This window comes from Isoptericola sp. NPDC056605, assembly GCF_042792795.1.
GTDB lineage: Bacteria > Actinomycetota > Actinomycetes > Actinomycetales > Cellulomonadaceae > Isoptericola.
Genome location: NZ_JBHTVT010000002.1, coordinates 222584 through 238001, shown reverse-complemented (window position 1 = coordinate 238001; position 15418 = coordinate 222584). Strand labels below are relative to the sequence as shown.

The following is a 15418-nucleotide window of genomic DNA, read 5'->3' as shown; positions in this document are numbered from 1 at the left end:
TCAGGAGTGCAGGTCGACGCTGCACAGGGCGGGGATGCCGCTGGGCTCCTCGTCCCGCCGCAGGCAGCAGCCGGGGGCGCACACGGAGCGGAACGCGGGCAGGTTGCCCACCGTCTCCTCCGCGACCTCCTCGCCGCGGGCGATCGCCGCGCGCTCGAGGAGCAGGTCCACCAGGCCGGAGACGAACACCGGGCGCGTGCCGACCGTGCCCGCGCGCACCGCGGTCATGCCGAGCTCGGCCGCGGTGGCCATCGCCTCGGTGTCGAGGTCGTAGGCGACCTCCATGTGGTCGGAGACGAAGCCGATCGGGGACAGGACGACGTCCTTGAGCCCCTCGCCGGCCCGCTCGGTGAGCAGGTCGTTGACGTCCGGCTCGAGCCACGGCTGCGACGGCGGGCCGGAGCGCGAGCAGTACGCGAGCTCCCACTCGACGGCGTGCCCGCGCACCTCGGAGACGACGGCCGCGATGACGGCGGCGACGTCCAGGTGCTGAGCCGAGTACGTGGCGTGCGAGACGCGGGACGCGGCCTCCATCGTGTCGGGGATGGAGTGCGTGACGAAGACGAGCTTGGCCGCGGCCGGGTCGCCGCCCTTCGCCTCGAGCGCCTCGTAGCCCTCGAGCACGGCCTCGGCGTTGGCCGCCACGAAGCCGGGGTGGTTGAAGTAGGAGCGGATCTTGTCGAACTGCACGCCGGTGGAGCCCTCGGAGCCGAGCTGCCCGCGCTTCTCCAGCGTCACCGCGAGGTCCTCGCGGTACTGGCGGCAGCCGGAGTACGAGGAGTACGCGGAGGTCACGAGCGCGACGGCACGCGTCGCGCCGAGACGCTCCAGCTCGTCGATGGCGTCGGTGGTGTAGGGCTCCCAGTTGCGGTTGCCCCACACGACGGGCAGGTCGATACCGCGGTCGGCGAGCTCGGCCTCGAGCGCCGCCTTCAGCGCGAGGTTCTGCTCGTTGATCGGGCTCTTGCCGCCGAAGCCGTAGTAGTGCTCGCCGACCTCCTCGAGCCGCGAGTCGGGGATCCCCTTGCCGGCGGTCACGTTGCGGAGGAACGGGACGACGTCCTCCGGCTTGTTCGGGCCACCGAAGGAGTACAGGAGCAGGGCGTCGTACGGGCCGGCATCGGCCGACTGGGGGGTCAGCGACATGACTGCCATCATGGCACCGGCTCAGGGCCCGGCCCGCCGAGAACGTGCTCCGGCCGACGTGACGTTGAAGGAACGCGTTGTCATCTCGTCGCCGACGTCCCGCACAACCGTCCCGTCAGCCCGACGCCGGACGGTCGGGGATGTCCGCCTGCGCGAGCCGCAGCCGGTCCAGCAGGTCGCGCAGGTGCTCGAGCTCCTCGCCCGGCAGGGCCGGGCTCACGTACTCCGCGATGGTGCGCACGTGCGCGAGCCCGGTCTCGCGCTGGCGCCGCGCGCCTTCCGCGGTGAGCCGCACCAGGGTGCCGCGGGCGTCGTCGGCGGGCACCGACCGCGCCACGAGGCCGCGCCCCTCGAGCCGCTCGACCATCCGCGACAACGACGACTGCGCGATCAGCATCCCCTCGTTGAGGTCGCGCAGCCGCAGCTCGCCCCGCGGGGCGCGCGACAGGGTGAACAGCACGTCGTACTCCCGCATCGACAGGTCGCGCCAGATGTCGTCGGCCTGGAAGCGGCGCATGAGCGTGACCTGCGCCCGGAACAGCGACTCCCAGGCCTCGGCGGCGAGGCGGACGTCGGCCGTGGGGCGGGTCTCGTGCTCGGGCGGGGTCACCGTGGCAGTGTGCCGCACTCCCCGCCGGTCAGGCCTGTCGAAGCGCCGGGTCCGGGCGGTCGGCACCGCCGGGCACCGCTCAGCGGCCGAGACGGCGCTCCCGCCGGGAGAAGTCGCGCAGGGCGCGCAGGAAGTCCACCCGGCGGAAGTCGGGCCAGTACGCCTCGCAGAAGTACAGCTCCGAGTGGGCGCTCTGCCACATGAGGAAGCCGCCGACGCGCAGCTCGCCCGACGTGCGGATGACGAGCTCCGGGTCCGGCTGGCCCTTCGTGTAGAGGTGGGCCGCGATGTCGTCGACGTCGATCCGCTCGGCCAGCTCCTCGAGCGACGCACCCGTCGCGGACTCCTGCTTGAGGTACGACCGGACGGCGTCGGCGATCTCGTGCCGGCCGCCGTAGCCGACGGCGACGTTCACCTGCAGCCCCTGGACGTTCTTCGTGGCCTCCGCCGCGCCGCGCACGGCGTCCGCGAGCTCGCCCGGCAGCAGGTCGAGGCGGCCCACGACGCGCAGCCGCCAGCGGCCCGACTCGGCGAGGTCCTGGACGGCGTCGCGGATGATGTCGAGCAGGTCGGCCAGCTCGGACGCGGGGCGCGCGAGGTTGTCGGTGGACAGCATCCAGAGGGTGACCACCTCGACGCCGAGCTCCTCCGCCCAGCCGAGGAACTCCGCGATCTTGTCCGCCCCCCGCCGGTGCCCGGTGGCAGCGGTCTCGCCGAACGACCGGGCCCACCGCCGGTTCCCGTCGAGGATGACGCCCACGTGCCGGGGCGTCTGCGCCGTCGGCAGCGAGGCGGCCAGGCGCCGCTCGTACAGGCCGTAGAGCAGGTGGGGCATGCGCACGCGGGACCTCGGGGGTTCGGGCCGGACCGCGGGCGCGCGACAGCGCGGGCACCCGGCGGGGGCAGGACGGACGGAGAGCGGGACAACGGTACCGCTCCCGTGGACCCGCAGGTCCAGGGCCTGGGCGACGCTCGGCGACGCCCCGCAACCCCTGCGCACGATCTTCACGGCGCGGGGTCCTCGTGTCCGCGCCGCGTCCCCTACGCTGGCGTAACCTACGGATGCGTAGGTTCGCCGTCCGACCGAGAAGGAGCACCCGTGGCAGCAGCCGCCCAGCCGAACGGCCACCGGGCCGACCGCCTCGACGCGTCCGACGTCGCGGAGGTGGCCCGCGAGGCGAAGGGCGTCGTGGGCGACGCCGTGCAGACCGTGTCGGCGGCGGCCGCCGGGAAGCCGGCGCTCCTCAAGCCGCACCTGCGCGGCTGGATCCACGCCGTGACGACCCCGCTGGCGCTGGCCGCCGCGATCGTGCTGGTCGTCCTCGCCGACACCGCCGCCGACAAGGTCGCGTGCGCGATCTTCGGCCTCACCGCCGTCATGCTGTTCGGCACCAGCGCCGTCTACCACCTCGGCACCGGCACCTGGTCGCCCCGCACCGCCGCCGTCCTGCGGCGCCTGGACCACGCCAACATCTTCCTCATCATCGCCGGCACGTACACGCCCCTGGCCGTGATGCTGCTGCCGCGCGGCACCGCCACCGTGCTCCTCGCCGTCGTCTGGAGCGGCGCGATCCTCGGCCTCGTCGGGCGCGTGCTGTGGATGAGCGCGCCGCGGTGGCTCTACGTCCCGGTGTACGTGGCGCTGGGCTGCGTCGCCGTCGGCTACATCCCGCAGTTCTCCGCGGCGGGCGGCGCCGCCGTCGCGTGGCTGGTCGCCTCGGGCGGCATCGCGTACATCCTCGGCGCCGTCGTCTACGGCACCAAGTTCCCGAACCCGTCGCCCCGCTGGTTCGGGTTCCACGAGATCTTCCACGCGCTCACCGTGGTCGGGTTCACCTGCCACACCGTGGCGATCTACCTGGCGGCCCTGTAGCCGCACGTCGCCGCACGTCGCCGCACGCGGCCGGGCCCGGCGGGCTCAGCCCGCGGGCACCACCAGGTAGCGCCGGTTCGCCAGCGACGGGTTCTGCCGACGCACCTGGGCCAGCGGCTCCGGGTCCAGGTCCACGGTGCGCACCTGCGGGGTCTCGTCGAGCTCGAGGCCGACGACGCCGTCCGGCCCGGCCAGGAGCGACCGGCCCACCAGCCCGGGGCCGGACATCCCGACACCGATCACCACCGCCGTGTTCTCGATCGCCCGCGCGCGCAGCAGCGTGCGCCAGTGGTCCGCCTTGAGCGGACCGTCCACCCACGCCGCCGGGACGACGATGACGTCCGCGCCGGCGTCCACGAGGCGGCGCGCCGACTCCGGGAAGCGCAGGTCGTAGCAGGTGACGACGCCGAACGTGAGGTCCCCCAGCCGCAGCACGAGCGGGGGCACGCCGGCCGGACCGGCCTCGAGGCGGTCGGACTCGCGGGTGCCGAACGCGTCGTACAGGTGCACCTTGCGGTACGCGCCGACGACGGAGCCCGTCGCGTCGACCGCGACGACGGTGTTGAAGGCGCGCGTCGGCGGCTCGGGCGCCGAGCCGACCGTCGGCGTCGTCCCCGTGATCGCGGGCAGCGACCCCGTGACCGCCGGGAACGACCCGGTCACGGCCGGGAAGGCCCCGCTGACGGCGGGGAACGCGCCCGTCACCGTCGGGTGCTGGCCCGTGCTCGCCGCCGGCGCGCCGTAGGCCGGCAGGGTGGTGCCGGCCACCACCGCGATGCGGTACCGCGCGGCGTGCTGGCGCAGGGCCGTGACGAACGGGCCGTCGAGCGGCTCCGCGTGCTCGACGCCGACGCCGTGCGGGTCGTAGCCGGAGGAGTACTCGGGCAGCACCAGCAGGTCGGCGCCGACGCGGCCGGCGGCGAGGAAGGCCTCGGCGACCGCCTCGCGGTTGGCGTCGTGGTCGGCCGTGATCGCGAGCTGTCCGACCGTGACACGCACGCTCGTGCTCATCGCCCGGGCTCGCCGTCCGTGCCGCCGCTCCTGCCGTCGTCGTCGGTACCGTCGTCGCCACCGTCGCCCGTGCCATCGTCGCGCGGCCCCCCGTCGGGCGCCCCGGGGCCCCGCCCCGGGCCCTGGAGACCGAAGTGCTTGGGCTCCTCGAGCGGGATGCCCTGCTCCTCGGCGTTGCGCTGCGCGCGGCGCAGGTGCCGCGTGAGCGACAGGAAGAGCAGCACGCAGGCCACGGCCACCGCGAACGTCGCGACGAACCCGGCGAGGCCCGGCGTCACCTGGAGCTCGTCCGGCCCCTGGGTCGGGCTGGGGCTCGGGCTCGGCGCGGCGGCGAGCAGGGTCGCCCAGGCGGCGCTCATCGGTCGCCCTCCCGCAGGCCGGCGAACAGGTCGTCCTCCGGCAGCGACGTCGGCACGCGGGAGTCCGCGAGCTCGAACTCCTCGGTGGGCCACACGTCGGCCTCGAGGTCGCGCGGCACGGCGAAGAAGAACCCGTCCGGGTCGATCTGCGACGCGTGCGCCACGAGGGCCGCGTCGCGCTGGGCGAAGAAGTCCGCGACGGCCACGTGCGTGGTCGCCTCCCGCTCGGGGATCTCGCGCGCCGCGCGCGACTCGATCCAGTCGCCGAACGGCGACTCCAGGCCGGCGCCCTGCATCGCCTCGTGCACGGCGCGCATGCGCGCCATCGAGAAGCCGTGGTTGTAGTAGAGCTTGAGCGGCTCCCAGGGCTCCGCGCCGCCCTCGACGACGTACCGGGAGGCGTCGCCCGCCGCGTGGTACGCCTCGAACCCCACCTCGTGGCACTTGATGTGGTCGGGGTGCGGGTACCCGCCGGACGGGTCGTAGGTCGTCATGACGTGCGGGCGGAACTCGCGCACGAGCTCCACGAGGGGCGCGGCCGCCTCGTCGAGCGGCGTCAGGCCGAACGAGCCCTCGGGCAGCGGCGGCAGCGGGTCGCCCTCCGGCAGCCCGGAGTCCACGAAGCCGAGCCACGTCTGCCGCACGCCGAGCGCCTCGGCCGCGGCCGCCATCTCCAGGCGGCGCACCGCCAGGCGGCCCTCGATGGTGTCGAACTCGTGCCCCTCGGGCACCTGGAAGCTCGGGTTGAGGACGTCGCCCCGCTCGCCGCCCGTGCAGGTCACCACGAGCACCTCGACGCCCTCGGCGGCGTACCGCGCGGTGGTCGCGGCTCCCTTGCTGGACTCGTCGTCCGGGTGCGCGTGCACCGCCATCAGACGCAGGGGCTCGGACCGCGGGGTGGGCGGCACGGAGGAGGCGGAGGACAAGGTCCCTCCCGGGGTGACGGGTCGGCAGCGAGGTTCAGGGACAATGGTGCACCATGAGCGAGCCCGTCAGCCCCACTCCGCCCGCCGACCGGTACGGCACGTCGCGTGCTGGACAGGACGGTCGCCAGGACGGCCGACGCCCGCTCGGCACGGGGGCCAAGGTGGCGATCGGCGTCGCCCTCGCGGCGGCCGTCGGCGTGGCCGCCTGGTTCTCGGTCGAGCAGACCCGCCGGGACCCGGTGACGGTGGAGATGGTCGGCTTCGACGTCCGCGACGCCGAGCAGGTGGACGTCACCTTCCAGGTCCACATGCCGCCCGGCACGACGGCGGTCTGCGAGGTCGAGGCGCTCGCGCAGAGCTACGCCCAGGTCGGCACCGTCGACGTGCCCGTCGGGCCTGCCGAGCAGCAGACCTCGACGTACTCGGTGACGGTCCGCACGTCCGAGGAGGCCACGACCGCCGTCGTCGAGTCCTGCGACGTCCCCGACGCGCCCTGACACCGCCTCGATCCCGTGTCTCGACCGGGATCACGCTGTTCGCCCAGGGCAGAGGCCTGGGTTCTGGCGCCTCCCCGGGCTATCCTGAGGGATTCACACGCAGTCCTGCCCCAGCCGACGCGCGTGCCGACGCCCGTCGGTCGCCCGCGCACGGCCGAAACAGGCCATCGAGCACCACGAAAGGAGAGCCCTCGTGACCGAGAGCACTGTCACCTGGCTCACCCAGGAGGCTCACGACCGGCTGCAGGCCGAGCTGGAGCACCTCTCCGGCCCCGCCCGCACCGAGATCGCCGAGCGCATCGCCGCCGCCCGCGACGAGGGCGACCTCAAGGAGAACGGTGGCTACCACGCCGCCCGCGAGGAGCAGGCGAAGAACGAGGCCCGCATCCGCGAGCTCACCGAGAAGCTGCGGCACGTGCAGATCGGCACGCCCGCGGACGACGGCGTCGTGGAGGCCGGCATGGTCGTCACCGCGGTCGTGGCCGGGGACGAGATGACGTTCCTGCTCGGCTCCCGCGAGATCGCCGGCACCACCGACCTCGACGTGTACTCGCCGACGTCGCCGCTCGGTGCCGCGATCGACGGGCACCGCATCGGCGAGAAGGTGGCCTACACCGCGCCGAACGGTCGCGAGATCCCCGTCGAGATCCTCAAGGCCACGCCCTTCGCGGGCTGACCTCCCCCGGGCCGCGCCCGGCACCGACGCATGCCATGGGCGTGCCCGTCCCGACGGGCACGCCCATCGTCGTCCCCGGGGTGACGCCATCCGCGACTTCACCCCGTCGGTCTCAGCATCCGAGACGGATGGCGATCCGTAGAACCGTCGATGATCCGTCGATGGTCAACGCGACCTTTCGTTGCACTGCCAACGATCGGGGACCCGCCGCCGGCGCCGGCCGGTCGAGGAATGGTCATGGCCGAGGTGAACTTTCCCCCGCGATGCGTCTATGGTCGATGGCGGTATGGACACGACGGACACCGCAACGACCAACCATTCGACCGACGACAGCTCGACCGACAGCCCGACCGACGCCACGGCGTCGTCCCGCGCCGCGGAGCCCCTTCCGGGCCTCACGGTGCGCCCGCCCACGACGGCGGACGGTGCCGCGATGTGGCGCCTGGCGCGCGACTCGGGCTCGCTCGACCTCAACTCCTCCTACGCCTACCTGCTGCTCGCGGACCACTTCGCCGCGACCTGCCGCCTGGCGTTCCTCCCCGACGGCCCCGGCGGCCCCGACGGCTCTGACACGGAGGGCGAGCCCGTGGGCTTCGTCTCCGCGTACCGGCTGCCGGCCGACCCGGCCACGCTCTTCGTGTGGCAGGTCGCCGTCGACCCGCGGGCCCGCGGCCGCCGCGTCGCGGGGCGGCTGCTGGACGCCGTCGTCGACGCGACGGCGGCGGGCGACGGCCCCGCCGTCACCCGGCTGCACACCACCGTGACCACGGACAACGTGTCGTCGCGGCGCGTGTTCGCGCGGTGGGCCGCCGAGCGCGGCGCGACCCTGCGCGAGACGACGGGCTACGAGGCCGCGCACTTCCCGGACGGCCACGAGGCCGAGCCGCTGCTGGTGATCGAGGGCATCCGCCCTCCCCGTTGACCGACTCCACCATTCAGGTCCCCAGACCTCGGGCTGCGCCGGTTCGGCGCGCAGGTGACGACGCAGCCCTCTCCACCACAACACCGCACCGGCGCGCACCACCTCAAGGAGTGTCCTTCGTGACAACCCCGACCGTCCCCACCACCGAGGCGTCCGCCGCCGACGACCCGATGGGCTTCACCGCCCTCGAGTCGGAGGTCCGCAGCTACTCGCGCTCCTGGCCCGTCGTGTTCGACCGGGCCTCGGGAGCGACGGTCCACGCCGAGGACGGCACCGAGTACCTCGACTTCTTCGCCGGCGCCGGCACGCTCAACTACGGGCACAACAACCCGCTGCTCAAGCAGGTGCTGCTGGACTACCTCACCGACGACCGCATGGTGCACACGCTCGACATGTTCACCTCGGCGCGCCGCGAGTTCCTCGAGACGTTCAACGAGGTGATCCTGGAGCCCCGCGGCCTGGACCACAAGGTCGTGTTCCCCGGCCCGGGCGGCGCCAACGCGGTGGAGGCGGCGCTCAAGCTGGCGCGCAAGGTGACGGGCCGCGAGTCGGTCATCAACTTCACCAACGCCTTCCACGGCATGACGCTGGGCGCGCTGTCCGTGACGGGCAACTCGATGAAGCGCGGGGGCGCCGGCATCCCCCTGGTGCACGCCACCCCGATGCCGTACGACGACTACTTCGACGGCGACGTGCCCGACTTCGTGTACCTGGAGCGGCTGCTCGAGGACAGCGGCTCGGGCCTCAACGCGCCCGCCGCCGTCATCGTCGAGACCGTGCAGGGCGAGGGCGGCATCAACGCCGCGCGTGCCGAGTGGCTGCGCGGCCTGGCCGACCTGTGCAAGCGCCACGACATCCTGCTGATCCTCGACGACATCCAGATGGGCTGCGGCCGCACCGGCAAGTTCTTCTCGTTCGAGGAGGCCGGCATCGTGCCCGACATCATCTGCCTGTCGAAGTCGATCTCCGGCTACGGCCTGCCGATGGCGCTCACCCTCGTGCGCCCCGAGCTGGACATCTGGGAGCCGGGCGAGCACAACGGCACGTTCCGCGGCTTCGCTCCCGCCTTCGCCACGGCCGCCGAGGCGATCCGCACCTACTGGACGGACGACACGCTCGAGACCGCCACGATCGACAAGGGCGCGCTCGTCGAGGCGCACTTCAACTCTCTCGTCGCCCGCTACGGCGACGACGTGCTGGTGGCCAAGGGCCGCGGCCTCGCCCGCGGCCTGCAGACGCCGGACGGCGAGACCGCGAGCCGCATCTGCGACGAGGCGTTCTCCCGCGGGCTGCTCATGGAGACCTCGGGCCCCGACGGCGAGGTCGTCAAGCTGCTGCCGCCGCTGACGATCACGTACGACGAGCTGCAGCGCGGTCTGCGCATCATCAGCGACTCCGTGGCCGCCGTCCTGCCCGCGCCGACGGCCTGACCCGCACCCGAACCCACCGCTCCCGAACCACCGGAGGTACCACCCATGCTCGTGCGCACGCTCGACGAGATCACCGACACCGACGCCGACGTCAAGAGCGAGAACTGGCGCTCGAAGCGGATCATCCTGGCGAAGGAAGGGGTCGGCTTCTCCGTGCACGAGACCACCCTGTACGCCGGCACCGAGAGCTTCTTCTGGTACGCCAACCACATCGAGGCCGTCTTCATCACGTCCGGCGAGGGCGAGATCGAGGACCTCGGCACCGGCGAGGTGCACCAGCTGCGGCCCGGCTCGCTGTACCTGCTCAACGACCACGACAAGCACAAGGTGCGCCCGCGCACCGACATCACGTGCGTGTGCGTGTTCAACCCGCCGGTCACCGGCCGCGAGGTGCACGACGAGAACGGCGTCTACCCGCTCGTCACCGAGCCGGAGGCCGCCACGGTCTGACCCGCCCCGCCGCCGAGGTAGGACCGAATCTGCCGAGGTAGTACGTGCCCTCGCGAGGGCTCGTTACTACCTCGGCAGTTTTCGTACTACCTCGGCGCGAGGGCCGCGAGGCGGGAGCGCAGCAGGCGGCGATCGCCCTCGCGGTCGACCAGGTCGAGGGCGCGGCGCAGCTCGACGACGGCGTCGGCGGGCCGGTCGGCGCGTGTCAGCAGGTCCGCCCGCAGGGCCGGCAGCAGGTGGTAGCCCGCCAGGGCCGGGTTCTGCGCGACGGCGTCGACGGCGGCCAGGGCGGCGTCGGCGCCGCGCACCTCGGCCACGGCCACCGCACGGTTGAGCGCGACGACGGGCGACGGCGCCAGGTCGAGCAGCACGTCGTAGAGCGCGAGCACCTCGACCCAGTCCGTGTCCCCCGCGGTCGCCGCCCGGCAGTGCAACGCCGCGATCGCCGCCTGCACCTGGTACGGCCCCGGCCGGCGCGCCGCGAGCGCCGTGTCGAGCACGGCCAGCCCCTCGTCGATCTCGTCGCGGCGCCACCTCGAGCGGTCCTGCTCCTCCAGGGTCAGCGCGACGCCGTCGCCCCCGCTCCGCGCGTCGCGCCGCGCGTGCTGCAGCAGCAGGAGGGCGAGGAGGCCGCGTGCCTCCGGCTCCTGGGGCAGCAGCCGGGCGGCGAGCCGGGCCAGCCGCACCGCGTCCCCGGCCAGCGCGCGGCGGTCGGCGCACCCATCCACCTCGTCGGCGGGCTCGGCCCAGGCGTCGTAGCCCTCGGTGAAGAGCACGTAGAGCACCGCGAGCACCGCGTCGGTGCGCTCGGCCAGCAGCCCCGGCGGCGGCACCCGGAACGCGATGCCGGTGGCCCGGATGCGCCGCTTGGCCCGGACGAGCCGCTGGGACATCGTCGCCTCGGGGACGAGGAACGCACGGGCCACCTGCGCCGTCGTCATCCCCGTGAGGGAGCGCAGCGTGAGCGCCACGCGGCCGTCGAGCGGCAGGGCCGGGTGGCAGCACGTGAACAGCAGCCGGACCAGGTCGCCGTCCGGGTCGTCGGGCGACCACCCCTCGTCGTCGAGGCCGCGCTCCACCTCGTCGTGCACGCCGTCGGCGGCCCGTCCGGGCCCGGCGACGCGCTCGCCCCGCCGCACCGCGGCCTCGCTCTTCTCCGCCTCGACCTGCCGGCGGCGCAGCACGTCCAGGGCGTGCCGCCGCGCCGTCGTCGTGAGCCACGCGCCCGGCCGGTCGGGGACGCCGTCGCGCGACCAGGTGCGCAGCGCCGTGGCGAACGCCTCCTGCGCGGACTCCTCCGCGAGGTCGAGGTCGCCGGTGGCGCGCGCCACCGCGCCGAGGACGCGTCCCCACTCGCTGCGGAACGCGTCCTCGACGGCGTTCGTGGTCGTCACGCCGGCTCGACGCCGTCGGTCGGCCAGAACGGGTGCACCTCGACCGTGCCGCCGCCCCAGGCGCCCGGATGCTCGGCGGCGATCGCGAGCGCAGCCTCGAGGTCGGGGGCCTCGACGACGTCGAACCCGCCGATGACGTCCTTGGTCTCGGTGAACGGCCCGTCGGTCACCAGGGGGCGACCGTCGCGCACGCGCACCCGGCGCACGTCGGCCGCGGGGCGCAGCCGCTCCCCGAGCACCCGGGACCCGTCGGCGTCGTGCCGGCGCACCCAGTCGACGATGTCGGGCGTCGGGCCGCGGTCGGGGACGTCCGGCTCGACCACCAGCAGCAGGTACCGCATCAGGCGCCTCCCTCGCGCGTCTCGTCGGCAACGCCGTCTCCCTCGAGCCCGAGCGGCCAGAACGGCCGCAGCTCGATGGCGCCCTCGTGCGCCATGGGGTGTTCGGACGCGATGGTGATCGCCGTGTCGAGGTCGGGCGCGTCGATGACGTCGAACCCGCCGATCGCCTCCTTGGTCTCCGAGAACGGGCCGTCGGTCACCAGTGCGCGCCCGCCCCGGACCCGCACCCCGACCGCGTCGGCGGGCGGGCGGAGCCGGTCGCCCAGCACGGCGGTGCCGCTGCCGTAGTACTTCTCCACCCAGCCCTCGATGGGCGGCGCGCCCGCGACGTCCTCCGGCCGCAGCTGCGGGTCCTCGGGGGTGGACAGCACCAGCATCAGATACCGCATCAGATCTCCTCGTGGAAGCCGTTGAAGAACACCATCGGTCCGAAGAACGCCACGTCGACCGGGCGGTAGGCGCCGATGCCCAGTCCTTCGCGTCGCACCTCGGCCAGGAACCGCCTCGCCGCCAGGTCATCCTTCAGGATCGTGTCCAGGAAGCGCATCGTCCACCTCTCTTCCCGCGGCCGGCGGCCGCGTCATGAGCACGACGAACGGGGGCGACCCGGACCGACACCTATTTGATCCCCGTGCTCGCGATGCCCTGCACGAACGTCTTCTGGAAGACCAGGAACACGACCAGCAGGGGCACGACGGCGACGGTCGCCACGGCCATCACCGCGCCCCACGGCGAGCTGAAGGCGGGGTTGCTGGTCAGGGTGGACAGCCCGACCGGCACGGTGAGGCTCTCGTTGCCCTGCAGCACCACCAGGGGCCACAGGAAGTCGTTCCAGCGGTTCATGAACCCGAGGATCACGAGGACGCCGACCAGGGGGCCGCACGACGGCAGCACCACCCGGAAGAAGGTGCGCAGCTCCCCCGCGCCGTCGAGCCGCGCGGCCTCGATGAGCGCGTCCGGCACGCCCAGCATGAACTGGCGGGCGATGAAGATCCCGACGACGTCGAACAGCGTGGGCAGGATGACCGCCCACGGCGAGTCGACCAGGCCCAGCCGCGCCACGACGAGGAACGCGGGCACCAGCGTGACCTGGATCGGGATCATGATCGTCACGAGGAACACCGCGTACAGCAGCCCGCGCCCGCGGAACCGGTACTTCGCGAGCGCGTACCCCGCGCCGAGCGAGACGCACACGGACAGCGCCGTGCCGACCGTGGCGACGAGGAACGAGTTGCCGAGCCAGTGCCACACGGGCTGCGTCGCGAAGACCTCGGTGAAGTTGCCGGTGGTCGGCGCGTCGGGCCAGAGGTAGAACTCGCTGCTCTGCGACTGCCCGCCCGGGGTGAGGGCCGAGACGACCATCCAGTACAGCGGGAAGACGACGAGGATCGCGACGGCGGTGAGGCCGGCGGTGAGCAACCAGCGGCGGCGGTGGGTCCGGCGCTCGCGCGGGGAGCGGCGGGACCCTGCCGGCCCGGTGCCGGGAGCGGTGCGCGCGGGGACGGCGGTGGTGGTCACAGGAGCTCCTCGGCTTTCTTCGTCGCGCGCTGCCGCAACAGCGTGAAGACCAGCAGGATCAGCACGAGCAGCAGGCCCAGCGCGGCGGCGTAGCCCATCCGGGCGTCGGCGAACGCGGACCGGAACACGTACTGGATGAGGACGGTCGTGGAGAAGCCGGGCCCGCCGCCGGTCATCACGTAGATGACGTCGAAGGCCTGCAGCGAGAACACCACGTTGAGGATGAGCAGGATCGACGTGGTCGGCGCGAGCATCGGCACGGTGAGGCGCCGGAACCGCTGCCAGCGGCTCGCACCGTCGATGGCGGCGGCCTCGCGCAGCTCGGACGGGATCGACTGCAGCGCGCCCAGGTAGATCACCATGCAGAAGCCGATGCGGGTCCACACGACGACGAGCACCAGCGTGAGCATCGCCGTGCGCGGCGACGTCAGCCACGGCAGCCCGTCGAGCCCGACCGCCCGGAGCGCGTTGTTCGCGACCCCGTAGTCCGGGTTGAAGATCCACGACATGATCACGCCGACCACGACGCCGGCCGCGACCATCGGCACGAAGAACAGCGCCCGCAGCAGGCCCCGTCCCGGCAGCGGGCGGTTGAGCGCGACGGCGAGCGCCAGCCCGACCGCCATCGCCGTCGGCACCGTGCCGACGGTGAAGACCACCGTGTTGAGCAGGGCCGTGCGCAGCAGCGGGTCGGACAGCATGGTCCGGTAGTTGTCCGCGCCCACCCACTGCCCGTCGCCGAGCGTGGCGGTGTCCTGGAACGACAGGGCGACCGCGATGACGATCGGCACCAGGGAGAACGCGAGGAAGAGCAGCCCCGCGGGGCCGACGAACAGGTAGGGCGCCCAGCGGCCGCGACGGCGGCCCGCGGGCCCGTCCGTCCGCGACGCCGCGCGCGCGACGTCGGCCGTCGGGGAGGCCGCCGGGGGCGCCTCCGGGGCCGTGAGGGTCTCACCGCGTGGTGACACTGCGCATCGCCTCCGTCATCTGGGCGCCGCACTCGGCGGGCGTGAGCTCACCGAGGAAGCACAGGTCGAGGTAGTCCGCGAAGACCGAGTTGAGGGAGCTGAAGTACGGCCCGGACTGGGCGCGCACCATGGACAGCGGGATGGTCGCGGCCTGGTCGATGAACTGCTGCATCGTGGCCTCGTGCCGGTCGTAGCCGATGTCCGCCGCGTCCAGCGAGGAGCGGGCGGGCAGCCAGTTGCCGCGCCGGCAGAACTCGGCGACGTGGGTACGGCTCGTGAGGAACGCGACGAGCTCGGCCGCCAGCTCGGGGTGCTTGCTGGACCGGGTCACGGCCAGCGCGTTACCGCCGAGGTCGGACGCCTCGCCGCCGTTGCGGATCATGTAGGTGGTGCCCCACTCGTCGGGGCGGGCCTCGTCGAGTGCGGCGATCGCCTCGGGGTTGTCGAGCAGCAGCCCGGTCTGGCCGGTGGCGAAGAGGTCGCGCCCGACGGCGCCGCCGCCCGACTTGCTCATGTTCGCCGGCGAGACCAGCCCGTCGGCGTACCAGCGGCGGCCGAAGTCCAGGGCGCCGACGGCGGCGTCGGTGTCCATGCTCGGCGTCTCGCCGTCCTCGCCGAGGAAAGCTCCCCCGTTCTGGTAGACGACGGGCATCCAGCGGTACGCCGTCTCGGGCCCGCTCCAGCCGTAGCCGAAGCCGTACCGCCCCGTGATCTTGCGTGCCTCGGTGGCGATCTCCAGGAACTCGTCCCACTGCCACGCCTCGTCGAGGGTCTGCGGCACGTCCACGCCGATCTGCTCGATCACGCGCTTGTCGTAGTAGGTGATGAAGTTGTCCGTGTGCTGGAAGACGCCGAACAGGCCGTCGGCCTTGGCGCCGATCGCCCAGAACGGCTCCGACCAGTCGTCCTGGTACTCCGGCGGCACGGCGCCCGTGAGGTCGACCAGGCTGCCGTTGGCGGCGTAGCGGCCGATCTGCTGCGGCGTGATGCGGATGATGTCGGGCGCGAGGTCGGCCGCGAGCCGCGTGATGAACCACTGGTGGAACTGCCCGGTCGTGACCTCGACCGCGACGCTGGTGCCCGGGTGGGCGGCCACGAACTCGTCGGCGAGCGCCTGGTACGACTCCAGGTCCAGGGGGATGTTCCACGAGGACAGGCGCAGGTGCTTCGTGCCGGTCGGGGCGCCGGAGCAGGCCGCGAGCGCCCCGGCCACGCTGATCCCGGCCACCGCCAGGAAGCTCCGCCGGGACAGCCGGCGCGAGACCGGGTGCCTGCCGGGCACCGAGGGGGTCGGCAT

At 73.4% G+C, this 15418-nt stretch carries 19 protein-coding genes; 6 read left to right on the top strand and 13 right to left on the bottom strand.

Annotation, left to right across the window (positions count from 1 at the left end; all coding sequences use genetic code 11):
- The 3 genes from ACFQ8Y_RS03935 to ACFQ8Y_RS03925 form a co-directional block, all read right to left on the bottom strand.
- The gene (locus ACFQ8Y_RS03935; RefSeq protein ID WP_430548893.1) at positions 1-1146 is read right to left on the bottom strand and encodes a ferrochelatase; all 1146 of its coding nucleotides are present in this window, start codon (positions 1144-1146) and stop codon (positions 1-3) included.
- 115 nt (positions 1147-1261) lie between these two features.
- Positions 1262-1756 carry a MarR family winged helix-turn-helix transcriptional regulator gene (locus ACFQ8Y_RS03930; protein ID WP_430548892.1) on the bottom strand — a complete coding sequence of 165 codons (495 nt, stop codon included), beginning with the start codon at positions 1754-1756 and terminating at the stop codon, positions 1262-1264.
- A gap of 79 nt (positions 1757-1835) precedes the next feature.
- On the bottom strand, positions 1836-2597 hold the full coding sequence (locus ACFQ8Y_RS03925) for an isoprenyl transferase (protein ID WP_430548891.1): 762 nt from the start codon (positions 2595-2597) through the stop codon (positions 1836-1838).
- Positions 2598-2855: 258 nt separating this feature from the next.
- Between ACFQ8Y_RS03925 and ACFQ8Y_RS03920 the strand changes: the two genes are divergently transcribed.
- Positions 2856-3629 (top strand): hemolysin III family protein, encoded by a 774-nt coding sequence (locus ACFQ8Y_RS03920; RefSeq protein ID WP_430548890.1) that lies wholly within the window; start codon positions 2856-2858, stop codon positions 3627-3629.
- Positions 3630-3674: 45 nt separating this feature from the next.
- Here the strand turns inward: ACFQ8Y_RS03920 and ACFQ8Y_RS03915 are convergent, their stop codons facing one another.
- Genes ACFQ8Y_RS03915 through mca form a run of 3 tightly spaced genes read right to left on the bottom strand, consistent with a single transcriptional unit; the run spans position 3675 to position 5871 of the window.
- A complete protein-coding gene (locus tag ACFQ8Y_RS03915) occupies positions 3675-4640 on the bottom strand; it encodes a carbon-nitrogen hydrolase family protein (RefSeq protein ID WP_430548889.1) in 966 nt (321 codons plus the stop codon).
- Positions 4637-4999: a hypothetical protein gene (locus ACFQ8Y_RS03910; protein WP_430548888.1), complete on the bottom strand. Its 363-nt coding sequence runs from the start codon at positions 4997-4999 to the stop codon at positions 4637-4639. Before ACFQ8Y_RS03910 ends, ACFQ8Y_RS03915 begins: the two co-directional genes overlap by 4 nt.
- Entirely contained in the window at positions 4996-5871 is an 876-nt protein-coding gene (gene mca / locus ACFQ8Y_RS03905; protein ID WP_430549034.1) for a mycothiol conjugate amidase Mca, read from the bottom strand. Before mca ends, ACFQ8Y_RS03910 begins: the two co-directional genes overlap by 4 nt.
- Positions 5872-5978: 107 nt before the next feature.
- On the opposite strand from mca, the gene ACFQ8Y_RS03900 reads away from it, so the two are divergent.
- From ACFQ8Y_RS03900 to ACFQ8Y_RS03880, 5 genes are all read left to right on the top strand, one after another.
- A complete protein-coding gene (locus ACFQ8Y_RS03900) occupies positions 5979-6422 on the top strand; it encodes a DUF4307 domain-containing protein (protein ID WP_430548887.1) in 444 nt (147 codons plus the stop codon).
- A gap of 193 nt (positions 6423-6615) precedes the next feature.
- A complete protein-coding gene (gene greA / locus ACFQ8Y_RS03895) occupies positions 6616-7098 on the top strand; it encodes a transcription elongation factor GreA (RefSeq protein WP_429764557.1) in 483 nt (160 codons plus the stop codon).
- Positions 7099-7384: 286 nt separating this feature from the next.
- Positions 7385-8020, top strand: coding sequence for a diaminobutyrate acetyltransferase (ectA, locus tag ACFQ8Y_RS03890; protein ID WP_430584664.1), 636 nt, complete (start codon positions 7385-7387; stop codon positions 8018-8020).
- 170 nt (positions 8021-8190) lie between these two features.
- Entirely contained in the window at positions 8191-9450 is a 1260-nt protein-coding gene (gene ectB, locus ACFQ8Y_RS03885; protein WP_430549033.1) for a diaminobutyrate--2-oxoglutarate transaminase, read from the top strand.
- A gap of 45 nt (positions 9451-9495) precedes the next feature.
- Positions 9496-9900 carry an ectoine synthase gene (locus tag ACFQ8Y_RS03880; protein ID WP_430584663.1) on the top strand — a complete coding sequence of 135 codons (405 nt, stop codon included), beginning with the start codon at positions 9496-9498 and terminating at the stop codon, positions 9898-9900.
- A gap of 86 nt (positions 9901-9986) precedes the next feature.
- Here the strand turns inward: ACFQ8Y_RS03880 and ACFQ8Y_RS03875 are convergent, their stop codons facing one another.
- The 7 genes from ACFQ8Y_RS03875 to ACFQ8Y_RS03845 form a co-directional block, all read right to left on the bottom strand.
- Entirely contained in the window at positions 9987-11294 is a 1308-nt protein-coding gene (locus tag ACFQ8Y_RS03875) for an RNA polymerase sigma factor (protein WP_430584662.1), read from the bottom strand.
- A complete protein-coding gene (locus ACFQ8Y_RS03870) occupies positions 11291-11635 on the bottom strand; it encodes a YciI family protein (RefSeq protein WP_430548883.1) in 345 nt (114 codons plus the stop codon). Before ACFQ8Y_RS03870 ends, ACFQ8Y_RS03875 begins: the two co-directional genes overlap by 4 nt.
- The gene (locus ACFQ8Y_RS03865) at positions 11635-12024 is read right to left on the bottom strand and encodes a YciI family protein (RefSeq protein ID WP_430584661.1); all 390 of its coding nucleotides are present in this window, start codon (positions 12022-12024) and stop codon (positions 11635-11637) included. Before ACFQ8Y_RS03865 ends, ACFQ8Y_RS03870 begins: the two co-directional genes overlap by 1 nt.
- Positions 12024-12182 carry a hypothetical protein gene (locus ACFQ8Y_RS03860; RefSeq protein ID WP_430548881.1) on the bottom strand — a complete coding sequence of 53 codons (159 nt, stop codon included), beginning with the start codon at positions 12180-12182 and terminating at the stop codon, positions 12024-12026. Before ACFQ8Y_RS03860 ends, ACFQ8Y_RS03865 begins: the two co-directional genes overlap by 1 nt.
- 71 nt (positions 12183-12253) lie before the next feature.
- Positions 12254-13153 (bottom strand): carbohydrate ABC transporter permease, encoded by a 900-nt coding sequence (locus ACFQ8Y_RS03855; protein ID WP_430548880.1) that lies wholly within the window; start codon positions 13151-13153, stop codon positions 12254-12256.
- Positions 13150-14121: a carbohydrate ABC transporter permease gene (locus ACFQ8Y_RS03850; protein WP_430548879.1), complete on the bottom strand. Its 972-nt coding sequence runs from the start codon at positions 14119-14121 to the stop codon at positions 13150-13152. The genes ACFQ8Y_RS03855 and ACFQ8Y_RS03850 overlap by 4 nt, the downstream gene beginning before the upstream one ends.
- Positions 14105-15418 carry an ABC transporter substrate-binding protein gene (locus tag ACFQ8Y_RS03845; RefSeq protein ID WP_430584660.1) on the bottom strand — a complete coding sequence of 438 codons (1314 nt, stop codon included), beginning with the start codon at positions 15416-15418 and terminating at the stop codon, positions 14105-14107. Before ACFQ8Y_RS03845 ends, ACFQ8Y_RS03850 begins: the two co-directional genes overlap by 17 nt.